The sequence below is a fragment of the Andreprevotia chitinilytica DSM 18519 genome (assembly GCF_000711875.1).
Taxonomy (GTDB): Bacteria; Pseudomonadota; Gammaproteobacteria; order Burkholderiales; family Chitinibacteraceae; genus Andreprevotia; species Andreprevotia chitinilytica.
In genome coordinates this window covers 91036-105117 of sequence record NZ_JONM01000015.1, presented here as the reverse complement: position 1 = coordinate 105117, position 14082 = coordinate 91036, and the positions used below count along the sequence as shown (strand labels likewise).

At 61.1% G+C, this 14082-nt stretch carries 14 protein-coding genes; 3 read left to right on the top strand and 11 right to left on the bottom strand.

Going from position 1 to position 14082, the window contains the following annotated elements:
- The coding region (locus BR41_RS23740) for a helix-turn-helix domain-containing protein (protein ID WP_156970769.1) at positions 1–182 on the bottom strand (182 nt) is incomplete at its 3' end.
- Positions 183–887: 705 nt separating this feature from the next.
- Between BR41_RS23740 and BR41_RS17145 the strand changes: the two genes are divergently transcribed.
- From BR41_RS17145 to mauJ, 3 genes are all read left to right on the top strand, one after another.
- Positions 888–1154, top strand: coding sequence for a hypothetical protein (locus BR41_RS17145; protein ID WP_035059427.1), 267 nt, complete (start codon positions 888–890; stop codon positions 1152–1154).
- On the top strand, positions 1147–1410 hold the full coding sequence (locus tag BR41_RS17140; RefSeq protein ID WP_035059425.1) for a hypothetical protein: 264 nt from the start codon (positions 1147–1149) through the stop codon (positions 1408–1410). Before BR41_RS17145 ends, BR41_RS17140 begins: the two co-directional genes overlap by 8 nt.
- Positions 1411–1482: 72 nt before the next feature.
- A complete protein-coding gene (mauJ, locus tag BR41_RS17135) occupies positions 1483–2814 on the top strand; it encodes a methylamine utilization protein MauJ (RefSeq protein ID WP_156970768.1) in 1332 nt (443 codons plus the stop codon).
- 244 nt (positions 2815–3058) lie between these two features.
- Here mauJ and BR41_RS17130 read toward each other — a convergent pair whose 3' ends face one another.
- The 10 genes from BR41_RS17130 to BR41_RS25465 form a co-directional block, all read right to left on the bottom strand.
- The gene (locus BR41_RS17130; RefSeq protein WP_169741325.1) at positions 3059–3862 is read right to left on the bottom strand and encodes a substrate-binding periplasmic protein; all 804 of its coding nucleotides are present in this window, start codon (positions 3860–3862) and stop codon (positions 3059–3061) included.
- 190 nt (positions 3863–4052) lie between these two features.
- Positions 4053–4562, bottom strand: a complete 510-nt coding sequence (locus BR41_RS17125) for an O-acetyl-ADP-ribose deacetylase (RefSeq protein WP_035059420.1) — start codon at positions 4560–4562, stop codon at positions 4053–4055.
- Between the two features lie 64 nt (positions 4563–4626).
- Positions 4627–5736, bottom strand: coding sequence for a galactofuranose ABC transporter, permease protein YjfF (gene yjfF, locus BR41_RS17120; RefSeq protein ID WP_035059418.1), 1110 nt, complete (start codon positions 5734–5736; stop codon positions 4627–4629).
- Positions 5733–6806 carry an ABC transporter permease gene (locus BR41_RS17115; protein WP_051711238.1) on the bottom strand — a complete coding sequence of 358 codons (1074 nt, stop codon included), beginning with the start codon at positions 6804–6806 and terminating at the stop codon, positions 5733–5735. The genes yjfF and BR41_RS17115 overlap by 4 nt, the downstream gene beginning before the upstream one ends.
- The gene (locus BR41_RS17110; protein WP_211251788.1) at positions 6803–8335 is read right to left on the bottom strand and encodes a sugar ABC transporter ATP-binding protein; all 1533 of its coding nucleotides are present in this window, start codon (positions 8333–8335) and stop codon (positions 6803–6805) included. The genes BR41_RS17115 and BR41_RS17110 overlap by 4 nt, the downstream gene beginning before the upstream one ends.
- Positions 8336–8540: 205 nt before the next feature.
- Positions 8541–9509: an ABC transporter substrate-binding protein gene (locus tag BR41_RS17105; RefSeq protein WP_211251787.1), complete on the bottom strand. Its 969-nt coding sequence runs from the start codon at positions 9507–9509 to the stop codon at positions 8541–8543.
- Positions 9510–10038: 529 nt separating this feature from the next.
- On the bottom strand, positions 10039–10938 hold the full coding sequence (gene hemF, locus BR41_RS17100) for an oxygen-dependent coproporphyrinogen oxidase (RefSeq protein ID WP_035059414.1): 900 nt from the start codon (positions 10936–10938) through the stop codon (positions 10039–10041).
- Positions 10939–11325: 387 nt separating this feature from the next.
- Positions 11326–11802, bottom strand: a complete 477-nt coding sequence (locus tag BR41_RS17095) for a copper chaperone PCu(A)C (protein ID WP_035059412.1) — start codon at positions 11800–11802, stop codon at positions 11326–11328.
- 42 nt (positions 11803–11844) lie between these two features.
- The gene (locus BR41_RS17090) at positions 11845–12192 is read right to left on the bottom strand and encodes a hypothetical protein (protein WP_035059410.1); all 348 of its coding nucleotides are present in this window, start codon (positions 12190–12192) and stop codon (positions 11845–11847) included.
- A 158-nt stretch (positions 12193–12350) separates the two neighbouring features.
- Positions 12351–14075 carry a M60 family metallopeptidase gene (locus tag BR41_RS25465; protein ID WP_051711236.1) on the bottom strand — a complete coding sequence of 575 codons (1725 nt, stop codon included), beginning with the start codon at positions 14073–14075 and terminating at the stop codon, positions 12351–12353.
- Between the last annotated feature and the right edge of the window lie 7 nt (positions 14076–14082).

Here is a 14082-nt window from a genome sequence, read left to right as displayed (position 1 = left end):
CGGCGGGAGCGATCCTGCAACCCGGCGGCGCCGTGTTCAGCGAAGCGGGCCAGCCATTTGTAGCCGGTCTTGGGGCTGATGTTGAAGGCGTGGCACAGCGCACGGACATTGGCGCCAGGGGCTTGGGCCAGCAAGACGAATTCGTGGCGTGAGGACATGGTGGAATACTCCTTCCAAGGCATCGCCTGCTCCTGTGAATGGCAAGGCGATGATCATAAAAGGTGTTACCCATGTCTCCCGACAAGTGTTACCTATGTCTCCCGGCTGAACACGCAACGAAGCCCAACATTGGCGCAATCCTCGGCAACCCATGTTGGGCTTCGCTGCGCTCAACCTACGAACTGGCGCGGGTAGAGAGCAAGACGGCGTAGGGCGGGTTAGCCCCACAAAGCGTAACCCGCGAATTCGGCGGACATGTGACGCGTCGCTACGCACGGGTCGAACGACCCGGCCTACATGGCGCCCCCCCCCATCCGACCAAGGCCGCCCACGTAGCCCGGACGCGTTCTGCGGCCGGGGTTGGTTCAACGTATCCACGCCGGTGGAGTCGGCCAACGTCGTCACCCCGGCCGGCAAGCCGTCCGGGCTACGGATACGGTGTGCCAGCCTGTCTTGACCAGCTTGGCACGGGTCGGGTAGTTTTGCGGAGTCACGTTCAATAGCGCGATCGGGTTTGGAAGCCCGGATATCTATCGGCGAACAGCTGCTTTTCGCAGCTATTTTTATGTTCGCAACACCCTTGGTACGTCCTCTGTGGCGGGCAAAGGTGGGGAGCCTTCGGGCTGCCGGTTTCCGATAGTGCCGGTCTTCCAATCCTGCCTTGCGCCCGCCCCCTTCGTTTGGAAGCGAAGGAGCGGGCATAGCCCGCAAACTATCGGAGGCTAATCATGCCCAACTCACCTCATAGCACCCCAGCACCACCCGACCTCGATCACCTCATCGCGCAAGCCCGCGACAGTTTCGCCGAGCTGGATCGAATCTTTACCATCCTGACCAACCTGATCGATCCACGAACGACCACCTATCAACTGGCACGCGACGGCAGCCGGCTAGCGGAACAGCAACGCGCCGCGATGCAGGCGTGGCAAGCGGGCGTGTTCACAAATCGCCGACGGATGGCTCGTTGCCCCCGCAACGGAGGCCGCCATGCTTGATCGCCACAGCCCATCCACCCCACCCATGCTGCCCCTCGACGATTTCAACAACGTCGCCGACATCGGCCTGGATCGCATCGCCCAGCTGGGAGGCGTGTTCCGCTCCATGATCGCCATGAGCGAGCCGGAATCGGATCTGCACCATCTGGCCAAAGTCGGCGCGTTTCTGACTGAGGAATGGCATTTCGGGTTGGATACGCTCCGCTACGAGACCATGCAACGGCTTGGAGCATTGCGGCCGATGGATCGGCGTTAGGCGATAGTTAGATGCGGCGGAACGCCCTTTGGGTGTTCCGCCCTACCCGGCTGGCCGCCTATTATGTTGAGTATGAAAACTCCCTACGTTCCGCACCTCTTCGGCGACGAAGCTACCGCGAAGATTCAGGGTAAGCATGGCTGGCTTACCGTTGGTGTCGTTTCGTCCCTGGCATGGCCACAGGAAGACGTTTGGCTCCAATACAACAGCCAAGAATACCTTCTGCGCGGTGCCAACCAACAAGCGGATGGGCGGACTACGTCGCCGACCATCAGCACACCATGTGATAACAAACAAATCGACGAGGCTCTGTCTCGGCTCTACCGTTTTGTCTCATTGCTGGGATACTTCAAACGCGGATACGTAGACATCACCGGTATGCGGACATGGGCGGGGAGTCCTATCTTGCACGTCAGCCTGCAGGATGCAGTCACAACCTTGACGTTGGGCGGCCACAAGACTTTCAGCTGCAATCACTTGCCCATCATCGAAGACGACCAGGTGCGTATGGCGCTTGCCTTTCTCCGTGAGGGCCGCCGTCTGCGGTACGTGCACGAGCCATATTCGTTCCTGAGCTTCTTCAAGGTCATCGAGAGCCAGTTTGTATCTCAAGCTAGGGTGACGTGGGTCGAGCAAAATCTGCCACAGCTTGATGGTGACGCGGCGAAGCGGGTCAGTGAACTACAGGCGCAGCAGATTAACGTTAACAAGCACTTGTACGACTCAGGGCGCTGCGCAGTCGCACACGCCAGTATTTCGGGAACCACTGTTGATCCGGATATCCCGGAGGATCGGACGCGCATCGCCGCTGACTTAGACATCATTGCTGCACTGGCCACTCGCTATGTCAAAGTCGATGCGGGTGTGCCCGACGAGATGGATCTCTACGAGAAGAGAGACCGCGTAGCGCCATGGCAGGTGCTCATGACACCGAAAGCGGTCGAAACCCTTAAGGCTGGCGGCTATGTGGATGACGTCAAAGACTTGGGTAAGCTGGACGGCGCAACGGTAACTATCAGGCTATGGCCAGATCGACCCGCAGCACAGTTCCAATCCATGACACTGCTTCCTGTGGGGAGTGGCGATGGCTCGGTGCAACTAGCTGCACACAACGCTCGCAAAACCATTGTTCTGGCGTTTTTGATGAACGTGGCAACTGGTCGGATGCATACGCTGCTCAATGAAAGCAGTGTTCGGCAGAGCGCCGATACCACAGAGCAAGATGTGGAGGACTTTGCCCGCTACTTTCACAGCGTCATTGGCAACCGCATCGTCGAACTGACCATCGAGGGCGCGGAGCCAGTGGATTGCGAGGTCGTCATCCCCATCAACATTATCCCGCAGGCCCCCGAAGACGCGGTTGCACAAGCGTTAGAGCAGTTCCGCCACACGAAGGCGCAATGAGGCTAACGGCCGGCTGCTGAGCACGTAGGGCGCAATCCCCGCAGGGCATTGCGCCGCATCTCGGTCGTCGTAATTTAAGGGGGCTTCGTCAACATAGTCTGACGCGTCAGATATATGTTTTGCATCGCATAGCAGCCCGCCGAGGTTGCAAATCGGCGATCTGCCATTCCAAGCGAGATTTCAGCATGTGCGGCGCAATGCCCTGCGGGGATTGCGCCCTACGGACTACACAGCTACCCCAGCTTCAGTTTTTTGCAGGAGGGCTGGCCGGCAATCCAGCCGGCCCCGCAATGCCTGGAATCGGAGCACCCGGAAAGCATTTGCCAAAGATCGCCTGAAAGCTGCCATCCCGCTTCATGTCATCCAGCGTACGCTGCCACTGGCTGACCAGACTGGATGGCGTGGCGAGCGAAAAAGCGATATAGCCCTCTGCCTTGCCAATCGAATAAACAGCCTCGACATCGCTTGGCTTGGCATTGTTTCTTGCCAATTCGGCAGGCACCACGTCACTGACTTCCAGCATCAACGGGGCGCGGTCATGCAGCAACATCCGAGCCATGATGTCGTTTGTTTTGACCGGCTCCAGATTGGTAAACCCCATGTTCGTCAGCATTTGTTCGGCATAGGAAGAGCGCGTAATCAAGACATGGCTGACGGCTTTAGCGTCGTCAATGCTCCGGATCATCAGCTTGCTACCGCGCCGCGCATAAAAATTGACTGTGCCGCCACTGATTGGCCCGACCCACTGGAACAGCTTTTCCCGCTCCGGAATTCGTAGGGCGGTGAACAAGCCTGTCATCGGTTCATGCTGCGCAATGTAGTAACCGCGCGCCCACGGCATGACTTGAACAGGAACCTCGCTCCCTGTGCGGCGCTGGATTTCTTCGACCATCTCATAGGCGCAGCCGTGCAATTGACCGTCTCTGGTGAAACTCAATGGCGGAAGTTCTTCGGTGATCAATTGCAGGCCGGCACCGTGGAGTAACGGGCTGACCAATAACAAGCAGGATAAAAGTCCGGATAACGCGGGCTTCATCAAGCGCAGCATGGATTCGCACTCCGTGCCTTCAGACAGCTTGAGTATGGCTTGCTTCCGGCTGCGTTGACGTACACCCGGTTCTGGAGGCGACAGGCTGCTGTCACGCACCCACAACCAACGCTTGCCGTACATGCATTGCCGAGATTGTTGGGCTTCGCTGCGCTCAACCTACGAACTGCTTTGGATTGGTGTCTGCCGCTCAGCCCACCGCCAGCCGAGCCCGATATGCAGCCTCCGCCGCCGCGCCAAACGGCACGAAGTGCACCGTCTGGATGCCACTGCCGCCTGCCACGTACTGGCGCACGGTCGTCACGGCAATATCGACGGCCGCCGCCAGCGGATAGCCATACACCCCGCAACTGATCGCTGGAAAAGCAACGCTGGCAAGGCCGTTCGCCTCGGCCAGTTTCAGGCTTTCGCGATAGCAGCTCGCCAGCAATGCCGCCTCGCCCTGCCCGCCGCCGTGCCAGACCGGGCCGACGGTGTGGATGACAAATCGGGCCGGCAGCCGGTAGCCCTTGGTGATGCGCGCTTGCCCGGTCGGGCAGCCGTGCAGGGTGCGGCATTCCGCCAGCAGCTCCGGCCCGGCGGCGCGGTGGATGGCGCCATCGACGCCGCCACCGCCCAGCAGCGAGGAGTTGGCGGCGTTGACGATGGCATCGACCGCCAGCGTGGTGATGTCGCCGGGGGTAATCAGTAGCTCGGCCACGGTCGTTTCTCCCTATCGAATTCGGGCATCAAATTCAGACAAGGCTAGCTCAAGCCACGCCGCATCACACCCCGTGCGGCTGCTCCAGCGTCAAATTCGGCCCGAGCGATGCGGCCTCTGGCTGGCGCGCAGGCGGTGCGGCCTTCACTCCCTTCTGATGTCCGATCGAATCACGCTTCTTGCCGGTGGAATGCCGCTCCAGCAGCCGTTGCATCACGCAGAAGATGCACAGCAACGCGCCGATAGCGATGCGTGTCCACCACGAGCTGAGCGTGCCGTCGAAGGTGATCAGCGTCTGGATCACGCCGAGGATCATCACGCCGAACAAGGTGCCGGTGATGTAGCCGACGCCGCCGGTGAGCAGCGTGCCACCGATCACCGTCGCCGCCAGCGCATCCAGCTCCATGCCCTGCGCGTGCAGGCCGTAGCCGGACAGCATGTAGAACGTGAACGTCACCCCGCCCAGCGCGGCGCAGAAGCCGGAGAGCGTGTACACCAGCACCTTGGTACGCGCCACCGGCAGGCCCATCAGCATGGCGGAGCGCTCGTTGCCGCCAATGGCGTAGATCACCCGGCCGAAGGTGCTGTAGTGCGCCAGCCAGATCGCCACCGCAAACACCACCAGCGCGATGACAACGTTGGCCGAGACGAAGCAGCCGAAAATGGCAAAGCGATATTCCGCCAGGCTGGTGTAGACCGGATCGGTGATGGTGATCGATTCGATATTGATCAAGAAACACAGGCCACGGGTGAGAAACAGCCCGCCCAGCGTCACGATGAACGGCTGCAGCCGGAAGTACTGGATCAGCACGCCCTGAAACGCGCCGAACAACGCGCCCATGCCCAGCACCAGCGGCGTGACCACCCATAGCGACAGGTGATGATTCTGGATCAGCGTCGCCGAGATCATCGTCGTCACCGCCACCACGCCGCCCACCGATAAATCGATGCCGCCTGAGATGACCACGAAGGTCATGCCCACCGCCACGATCAGCAAAAAGGCGTTGTCGATGAACAGGTTGAGGAACACCTGCAGCGAAAAGAAGCCGCGATAGGCCACCGAGCCATAGCCGAACATCAGCAGGAACAGCGCCAGCGTGATCAGCAGCGGCAGCAGGCGTGCATCGAACAACCGGCCCAACGAGAAACGTTCAGTCGAATTCAGCGGTTTCATCGCCCGCCCTCCAAGGTCATTCGCTCGCGGATGACGAGCTTTTTCACTACATCCGATTGCGTGACGCACACCACGAACACCACGATGGCCTTCACCACCAGATTGGCCTCGGGCGGCACGCCGATCGAGTAAGTCGTATACGTCAGCGTCTGGATGATCAATGCGCCAATCAGCGTGCCGATCAGGCTGAAATGCCCGCCGCCGAGCGAAGTACCGCCGAGCGTCACCGCCAGAATCGCATCCAGCTCCATCAACAAACCGGCGTTGTTACCGTCGGCGCTTTTCACGTTGGAACTGATGAGCAGCCCGGCCAAGCCAGCGCTCAGCCCACAGAAGGCATACACGCACAGCGTGATCGTCCGTGCCTTGATGCCGGCAAACCCGGAAGCCACCGGATTGATGCCAATGGCGGTGATGAACAAGCCCAGCGCGGTGTGCTTCATCAACCACCACAGCAAACCCAGCACCGCCGCGACCAGATACACCGCGAACGGCAGCCCGAACAGATAGCCTGCGCCGAGATAGAAATACGGCTGGTAGTAGATGGTGACGATCTGACCAGCAGTCAGCAGCTGCGCGATGCCGCGCCCGGCCACCATCAGGATCAGCGTAGCGATGATGGGCTGCATGCCCACCCAGGCCACCAGCGTGCCGTTCCACAAACCACACAACAGCCCGACGCCCAGCGCCGCAAGAATCGCCACCGACATCGGCACGTTGGAGGCATACGTCTCGACGCCGTTGACGATATGCATCTGCCCGCCAATCAGCACCGCCGCCGTGGCCGCGCTGATCGCCACCACCGCACCCACCGACACATCCACGCCCCGCGTGGCGATCACTGGCGTCATGCCCAGTGCCACCAAGGCCAGCGGCGATGCGCGGTTGAGGATGTCGATCAGGCTGCCGAACCAGTGGCCATCCTGATTCACGATCTGGAAGAAATGCGGATTGAACGCCCGGTTCAGCAGCAGCAAGGCCACCAATGCCAGCAGCGGTAAAAACAAGGGATGACGCGCCAGCGCCGCGCCACGCGCACGCATGCCGCCTGTATTTGAGGTCTGATTCATTGCTCACCTCCGGCAATCAGTTGAAACACCGCCTGCTCGTCTACGCTGCCAGCGGGCAGCTCGCCCACCTTGCGCCGGTCACGCAGCACGGCAATGCGATGGCTCACGCGCACCACCTCGCCCATTTCGGACGAAATGAACAGGATCGCCAGCCCCTTGCGGGTCAGCGCCAATACTTGATCCATGATTTCCAGCTTGGCCGCGACATCGATGCCGCGAGTGGGTTCGTCGAGGATGAGCATCTTTGGATCGGTCGCCATCCAGCGTGCCAGCAAGGCTTTCTGCTGATTGCCGCCAGACAGCAGGCCAATCGGCCGATCCGCATCCGGCGTCTTGATGCCGAGTTGTTTGATGTACTCGTCGGCAATCGCGTACTGGCGCTTTTTCGGCAGATAGCGGAACAAGCCGCGCTTGGCCTGCAGCGCCAGGATGATGTTCTCGCGCACCGACAAATCCGCGATGATGCCCTCGGTCTTGCGGTCTTCCGGGCAATAGCCGATGCCGTGCTGAATGGCATCGTGCGGCGATTTGAAGTGCGCTTGCTTGCCGCCGACCGCCAGTTGCCCGCTGTCACAGCCATCCACGCCGAACAGCAGCCGCGCCGTTTCCGTCCGCCCCGATCCCAACAATCCGCCCAAGCCCAGCACTTCGCCGGCACGGATTTCCAGATCCAGCCCCTGTACGCCGCCGCTATGCCCGGCATCTCGCGCATTGAGAAAGGTCTCCCCTGCCGTCGCGGCATTCGCTTGCGGCTGGTTCAGGCTTTCCAGATCGATCTGGCGGCCGACCATTTTGTGAATCAGCGTCAGCCGCGGGAGTTCGTCCACCCGGTATTCACCCTCAAGCTCACCGTTGCGCAGCACGGTAATCCGGTCGGAGATGCCGTAGGTCTGCTCCAGAAAATGCGTAACGAACAGAATCGCCATGCCGCGCGCCTTGAGCTGGCGCAGCACGGTGAACAGCTTCTGTACTTCGTCTTCGTCCAGGCTGGAGGTCGGTTCATCCAGAATCAGGATGCGCGCATCCACGCTCAAAGCGCGGGCGATGGCGACCATTTGCTGCACGGCAATCGGGTAGGTATTCAGTGGCCGGGTGACGTCGATATGCAACGCCAAACCCGCCAACAAGTCAGCAGCGGCGCGATTGAGCGTGGCCCAGTCGATGCGGCCGGCGCGCTTGGGAAAGCGGCCAATGTAGATGTTCTCCGCCACCGAGAGATTGGGGCAGAGGTTCACTTCCTGATACACGGTGCGGATGCCGGCAGCCTCGGCAGCTTCCGGTGCAGTCAGGTGCACCTGCTGCCCGGCCAGCGTGATCTCGCCGGCATCGGCCGGGTGCACGCCCGTCAGTACCTTGATCAAGGTGGATTTACCAGCACCGTTCTGGCCCATCAGGGTATGGACTTCGCCGGGGAATAAACGGAATTCGACGTTCTTCAGTGCATGCACGCCGGGGAAGCGCTTATCGATCCCGCGCATGTGCAGGATGGGTAGCGCCGGTGCGGCGGGCAAGGGGGTGTTCGCGTTCAATGGAAGGACTCCATGAATAAAGCGTGAGGTGTGAGGGGTTAGGGGTGAGGAGTTGGAGCAGAAGAGCACTTTTACACTTCACAACCAACTACAAGCTCACATCTCGGCACAGCGCCAAGACGTGAGGGGGTAGGGTTGCGGAGTAAAACGTTTTCTTGCTCCAACTCCTCACCCCTTCCCCCTCACCCCTCACCTCAACTGAAAATCAATACTTGCGCGAAGGGAACGCCGCTGCCGCCGTTTCCATCGGGTACACCGTTTCCTTGGTGACGATGCGCTTGGGCACCGGCTTGCCGGCAGCGACCAGCTTGGCGGTTTCCATCAGTTGCGGCCCGAGCAGCGGGCTGCATTCGACGGAGACATTCATCTTGCCGGCCATCATGGCCTGGAAGCCGCCCTTGGTGGCATCGAACGACACCACGATGATGTCCTTGCCCGGCTTGAGGCCGGCCTCTTCGATCGCCTGGATCGCACCGATGGCCATATCGTCGTTATGCGCGTAGACCACGTTGATCTCCTTGGCATGCGACTTGAGGAAGGCTTCCATCACCTGCTTGCCGCCGGCGCGGGTGAAATCGCCGCTTTGGCTGGCGATGATCTTGAAACGGTCATCGCTCTTGATCACTTCGATCAGGCCATTGTGGCGATCGATGGCCGGGGCGGAACCGACGGTGCCTTGCAGCTCGGCAATGGCGATCGGGCCAGTCACGCCCTTGTAGTGATCCGCCAGCCAACGCCCACCGCGCCGGCCTTCTTCGAGGAAGTCCGAACCGATGAACGAGGTATAGAGCGAATCGTCGCTGACCTTCACCGCGCGGTCGGTCAGGATCACCGGAATTTTCGCTGCTTTGGCTTCACGCAGCACCGGCTCCCAGCCGGATTCGACCACTGGCGAGAACGCGATCACATCCACTTTTTGAGCGATGTAGGAGCGGATCGCCTTGATCTGGTTTTCCTGCTTTTGCTGCGCATCGGAAAACTTGAGCTCGACGCCCGCCTCCTTGGCGCTGCTCTTGACCGACTCGGTATTGGCGGTGCGCCATTCGCTTTCCGCGCCAACCTGCGCAAAGCCCAACACCAGTTTGTCTGCCGCTTGTGCACCGGCACTACACAAGACCACGCCGGCGGCGATCATCAACGCGGCCAGCACATTTCTTTTTGATTTCTGCATCATTTTCGACTCCAGCTGAATGTAGGTAGGACCGGCACTTATTTGGTGCATCCGGTTCGGGCTTGCCATGCTGCAAGCCTCACAAAATCCTGCGCCAGCGGAGGCTACATACCAATGTAATATTCAGCTGAGTTGATGCACAAATCAGGACAGAATCGCACCAGACCGGTGCTTTGGCGGGAATCGGGGTGGTAAAGGCTATTCACGATCTTGCTGCGTGATAGCGCTCTGCAGGGCGCATTAGGCTATCGACCGTAATGCGCCGCATGGTGTGGTTCTGGTCACGGATTCGGCGCAATGCGCTGCGCTTATTGCACCCTACGGGCTGCTTGTGTAGCCCGGACGGCTTGCCGGCCGGGGTTGGTGCCCATTCTCCATGCGGTACAGGACTTGCCCACATGGCTGCCCCGGCCGGCAAGCCGTCCGGGCTACGTGCTGTGCGGAATATTCCCCCCTTCGCGGAAGGAGGGAATTGCAGCGGGGACTTGCTGTTGTCAGAGCCTTTGAGCAATCGCTCCGTGAAGCGCACTACTCACGCCAACCAATCCCTTACCGGCAAGAAATCCGTCAACAGCCGCGCCTCGGGTGTGCCAGCCTCAGGCTGCCAGTCATAGCGCCAGCTGGCACTCGGCGGCATCGAGCACAAGATCGATTCGGTACGCCCACCCGATTGCAGCCCGAACAACGTGCCGCGATCCCACACCAGATTGAATTCAACATAACGCCCGCGCCGGTAGCTTTGCCAATCCCGCTCGCGCTTGCCGTATTCGGTATCTCGGCAACGCTCGACGATGGGGATATAAGCCGGCAGGAAGGCATCGCCGATCGAGCGCATCAGGGCGAAGCTGCCCTCAAAACCCAGCTCAGAAAAATCGTCGAAGAACACGCCGCCAATGCCGCGTGCTTCGTTGCGATGCTTGAGGAAGAAGTAGGTATCGCACCACGCCTTGAACTTGGGGTGGTAGCTATCGCCGAACGGGTCGAGCGCGTTTTTGCAGCTGGCGTGAAAGTGCCGCGCATCCGTCTCGCTACCGTAATAAGGCGTGAGATCCATGCCGCCGCCGAACCAGAACACGTCCTCTTGCCCCTCTGCGAAGGCACGGAAGCAACGCACGTTCATGTGCACGGTCGGGATGTACGGGTTGCGCGGGTGCAGCACCAGCGACACGCCCATCGCCTCCCATTTGCAGCCTGCCAAATGCGGCCGGTGCGCAGTGGCGGAGGCCGGCATGGCGTCGCCCATCACGTGGCTGAACAACACGCCGCCACGCTCCAGCAACGCCGAATCCTCGATCACGCGGCTGATGCCGCCACCGCCAGCCGGGCGAACCCACTCATCGACGATGAAAGTGCCGCCGTCGTATTGCTCCAGCGTGGCGACGATGTTTTGCTGCAGGCTCAGCAGGTAGTCTTTGACGGCAGTGGTACTCATGGCGGGTATCCAAAATAGCTAGACCGTGATGATACGGCAGTGCCCCGGCAATGAAGAAACCCCGCACCTTTTGGTTGCGGGGGTTTTCGTAGGGGTTGGAATGTGGATTGAGAGATGAGATTTGAAGTCAGCGCAACATTTGTCCCCTCTCACATCCCGTGCAAGGCTTTTAGCCTTGTTCAGGGAAAGTGGGAGAGGGTTAGGGAGAGGGTCGTGAAAAGAACGCGGCCCTGGCAAGCACCCTCACCCCCGGGCCCCTCTCCCGTAAACGGGCGAGGGGAGAAAACCGCAGCCCCCCGTAGCCCGGACGGCTTTGCCGGCCGGGGAGCGACACCTGAGACGAAGCCTCCGCCGGCGAAGCCGTCCGGACTACAGGGAGCAAGCGTCCTATTGCGGATGCTGATGCATCTCCTCCGCCTTCGCCCCCATCGCCTCCACCTTCACTTCCACCTTCACCTGCCCGGCACGCTTGAAGGTCAGGGTCAGCGGAAACTTGTCGCCCGCTTTCAACGGGGCCTTCAGGTTCACCAGCATGACGTGGTAGCTGCCCGGCTTGAGTTCGACCTCGCCCTTGGCCGGTACCTCGACGGCCGGCACTGGCCCCATCTTCATCACGCCGTTATCCATCTTCATTTCATGCAGGCCGGCTTGTTCGGCGACATCGGTCTGCGCGCCGATGAGCTGGTCGGGCTGGTTGCCCTTGTTTTTCACCAGCAGGAACACGCCGCCATTCTTGGCACCGGGTGCGGTAGCACGCGCCCAGGGGTGGTGAACGAACAGATCGCCGGCGGTGTATTCGTGGGCAGAAGCCATCAGGGCGGTGCAGCCGAGTGCGGCGACGAGCAGCAATTTGCGAATCAACATGATTGGAAAGTCCTCAAAGCGTGGAAAACGAAGCGATGGCAATCAAACCACGCGGGACGGTGGATCACGGGCGCGTTGTTGCGGTGGCGGGTGCTCCACCAGCGGCGATAGCGGCAGCGCCTGCGGTGCCGCTGCAGAGATTGGCGACGGTGCCGCGATGGTTGCGGAAGGCAACACGCCATTGCCCGTATTGGGCTGGCAGCAGTCATGCGCGTGATGTCGCGCCAGCTCGCCCGCTGGCAGCTTCTGCTTGGTCGACGGCGAAGCGGAGCACAGCGCCAACCCTGTGAGCATCGCCGCTTGCGCTTTGGCGGCACGCACCGCTTGCACGGGCTGCCAAAGCAGCGCCAGGCACAGCAGGATCAGGGTAGCGAGATGACGACGCGGCACGAGGGTTCAGGCTCTGGCGGGGCTCTTGAGGAATAGCAAAGATTGTACACATCGGCGCGGCTTCGTCAGCTTGCGCTTGCCGTACCCCCGCGCCCAAGAAAAAAGCCGGGCAATCACGCCCGGCTTTCCTCTTGCTGCGGTACGAACAGAGCAATGAATCAGTACAGCTTGTACTTCACGTTGCTGTCGCGGTTTTCCCAGATCGGTGCCGTCAACGGCTTGAGCGCCAAGGCATTGATGCTGGTGGTGGTCGCCGCGGCAACCGGCACACCCCATTGCTGGAAGAACGGCGTGAGGTCGTAGCCGGACACCTTGCTCGCACTCAGGATGTAGAACTGAATCCTGGCATCGCTGGTGGTCGGCAATTGCGACGACGGCAGGCTGCGCATATACGTGCCGAGCCTGGCGTAGAAGTCGCTGCCGAAGGCGAGATCGAGCTGCCAGAACATGGTCGCACGCACGAACAGATCGGACTGTGCCGTGAAGTCACGCGTCGACTGGGCCAGATAAGCGAAGGTCTTGGTCCAGACACCGCCGGTTTCAAAGCGGCTAGCCAAGCCAAGCGACCGCTGCACATAGGCGGACGACAGGTTCACCGTCACTTCAGTCTGGCCGTCCCACGTCATCGGGCCGAGCTGGTGCTGGTGGCCGAGTTCGTGCCACGGGCCCCAGCCATCCGAACCCAGCGTGGCCGCGTTCAACACCGAACCAATCGCGGCATCCGCCGGGGCGCTGGCCATCCGGTATTGCCACGAATACATCCAGCCGGTGTAGGTCGGCAGTTCGACGAAGTGGTAGCGGTGCTTGTCCGTGATGTTCGGCCAGGTATTGGTCGGCGCGATGCCATATTGCTGGTCTTCGAGCGTGACGATCTGATCCCACTTGGTCATCAGGCCGACCGGATCGGTGGCGAACTTCTGCACCTTCGGCAACGTGGCCGTCAGCATCATGCGGTTGCCAACCAGCTCGCCATACGGCGCCGTGCTGTAGGTGGAAAGCATCTGCTGCCACTGCGCCGCCGTGTGCTGGCCGAGCACGAAGCGCGGCATGATGCGGCCGCCCGAGGTCAGTTCGACGTTCATCTCGCCGCCAGTCGGGTCGTTGAACACCGACACGTACACCGCGCCGGTCTTGCTGGCGGTGATGGTGGTGCTGCCGACGCCGAGCGCGACCTTTTGGTCGGTGTCGTAGTTCCAAGTGTCGTCATCGATGCTGTGAATCCAGATTTCCGGATTATGGCTCGGCGCGGCGCCGGTGTAGTAGTAGTTCACCACCAGCACGTCGCCGGTCTGCACCCAGTAACCAGTGGACTGGAACGGCGTGTGATTGAAGCTGCGCAGTTGCGCGGCGCGCAGCTTGCCGATGTCGCCCGGTTGCTCCAGCGTGATCGCACGCGGCGGCACGATGCTGGAAACCGGCGTTGGTGTCGGTGTAGCTGTCGGCACTGGCGTGGCCACCGGGGTCGGAACGACCGTGGGGACCGGCGTCGCCGTGGGTCTGGGCGTCGCAACCGGCGTGGGTACAACCGTCGGCTTGGGTGTCGGGGCAGCGGTTGGTGCTGGCGTTGCCGTGGGTTTCGGTGTTGGAACCGGTGTTGCAGTCGGCTTCGGCGTGGGTGCCGGAGTAGGCGTCGCCCCGGTCGCAGCGCCAACCGGCAACCAGACCTTGCCGCTGTATTGCGGGCCGGAATTGGTGGCGGGGCTATCGCCTTGTGTCCACCACTGCGCCTGATAGTTGTTGCCTTGGAAGGTGACATATTCGCCACCGGTGTAGATCTTGGTGGCACTCCATGCCGGATAACTCGCGGCGTGTGCGCCGGCTGCGGCAACCATCACCGCGGCCACGGCGACATACCGTACCCCGAAAGCGGAATTCTGGAACATGCACTCG

What these genes read in the sequence shown, in the direction of transcription:
- yjfF (WP_035059418.1), bottom strand. Translation starts at nt 5,736, where the DNA reads ATGAAACCGCTGAATTCGACTGAACGTTTCTCGTTGGGCCGGTTGTTC.
- BR41_RS17115 (WP_051711238.1), bottom strand. Translation starts at nt 6,806, where the DNA reads ATGAATCAGACCTCAAATACAGGCGGCATGCGTGCGCGTGGCGCGGCG.
- BR41_RS17140 (WP_035059425.1), top strand. Translation starts at nt 1,147, where the DNA reads ATGCTTGATCGCCACAGCCCATCCACCCCACCCATGCTGCCCCTCGAC.
- hemF (WP_035059414.1), bottom strand. Translation starts at nt 10,938, where the DNA reads ATGAGTACCACTGCCGTCAAAGACTACCTGCTGAGCCTGCAGCAAAAC.
- BR41_RS17130 (WP_169741325.1), bottom strand. Translation starts at nt 3,862, where the DNA reads ATGCTGCGCTTGATGAAGCCCGCGTTATCCGGACTTTTATCCTGCTTG.
- BR41_RS17145 (WP_035059427.1), top strand. Translation starts at nt 888, where the DNA reads ATGCCCAACTCACCTCATAGCACCCCAGCACCACCCGACCTCGATCAC.
- BR41_RS17095 (WP_035059412.1), bottom strand. Translation starts at nt 11,802, where the DNA reads ATGTTGATTCGCAAATTGCTGCTCGTCGCCGCACTCGGCTGCACCGCC.
- BR41_RS25465 (WP_051711236.1), bottom strand. Translation starts at nt 14,075, where the DNA reads ATGTTCCAGAATTCCGCTTTCGGGGTACGGTATGTCGCCGTGGCCGCG.
- mauJ (WP_156970768.1), top strand. Translation starts at nt 1,483, where the DNA reads ATGAAAACTCCCTACGTTCCGCACCTCTTCGGCGACGAAGCTACCGCG.
- BR41_RS17105 (WP_211251787.1), bottom strand. Translation starts at nt 9,509, where the DNA reads ATGATGCAGAAATCAAAAAGAAATGTGCTGGCCGCGTTGATGATCGCC.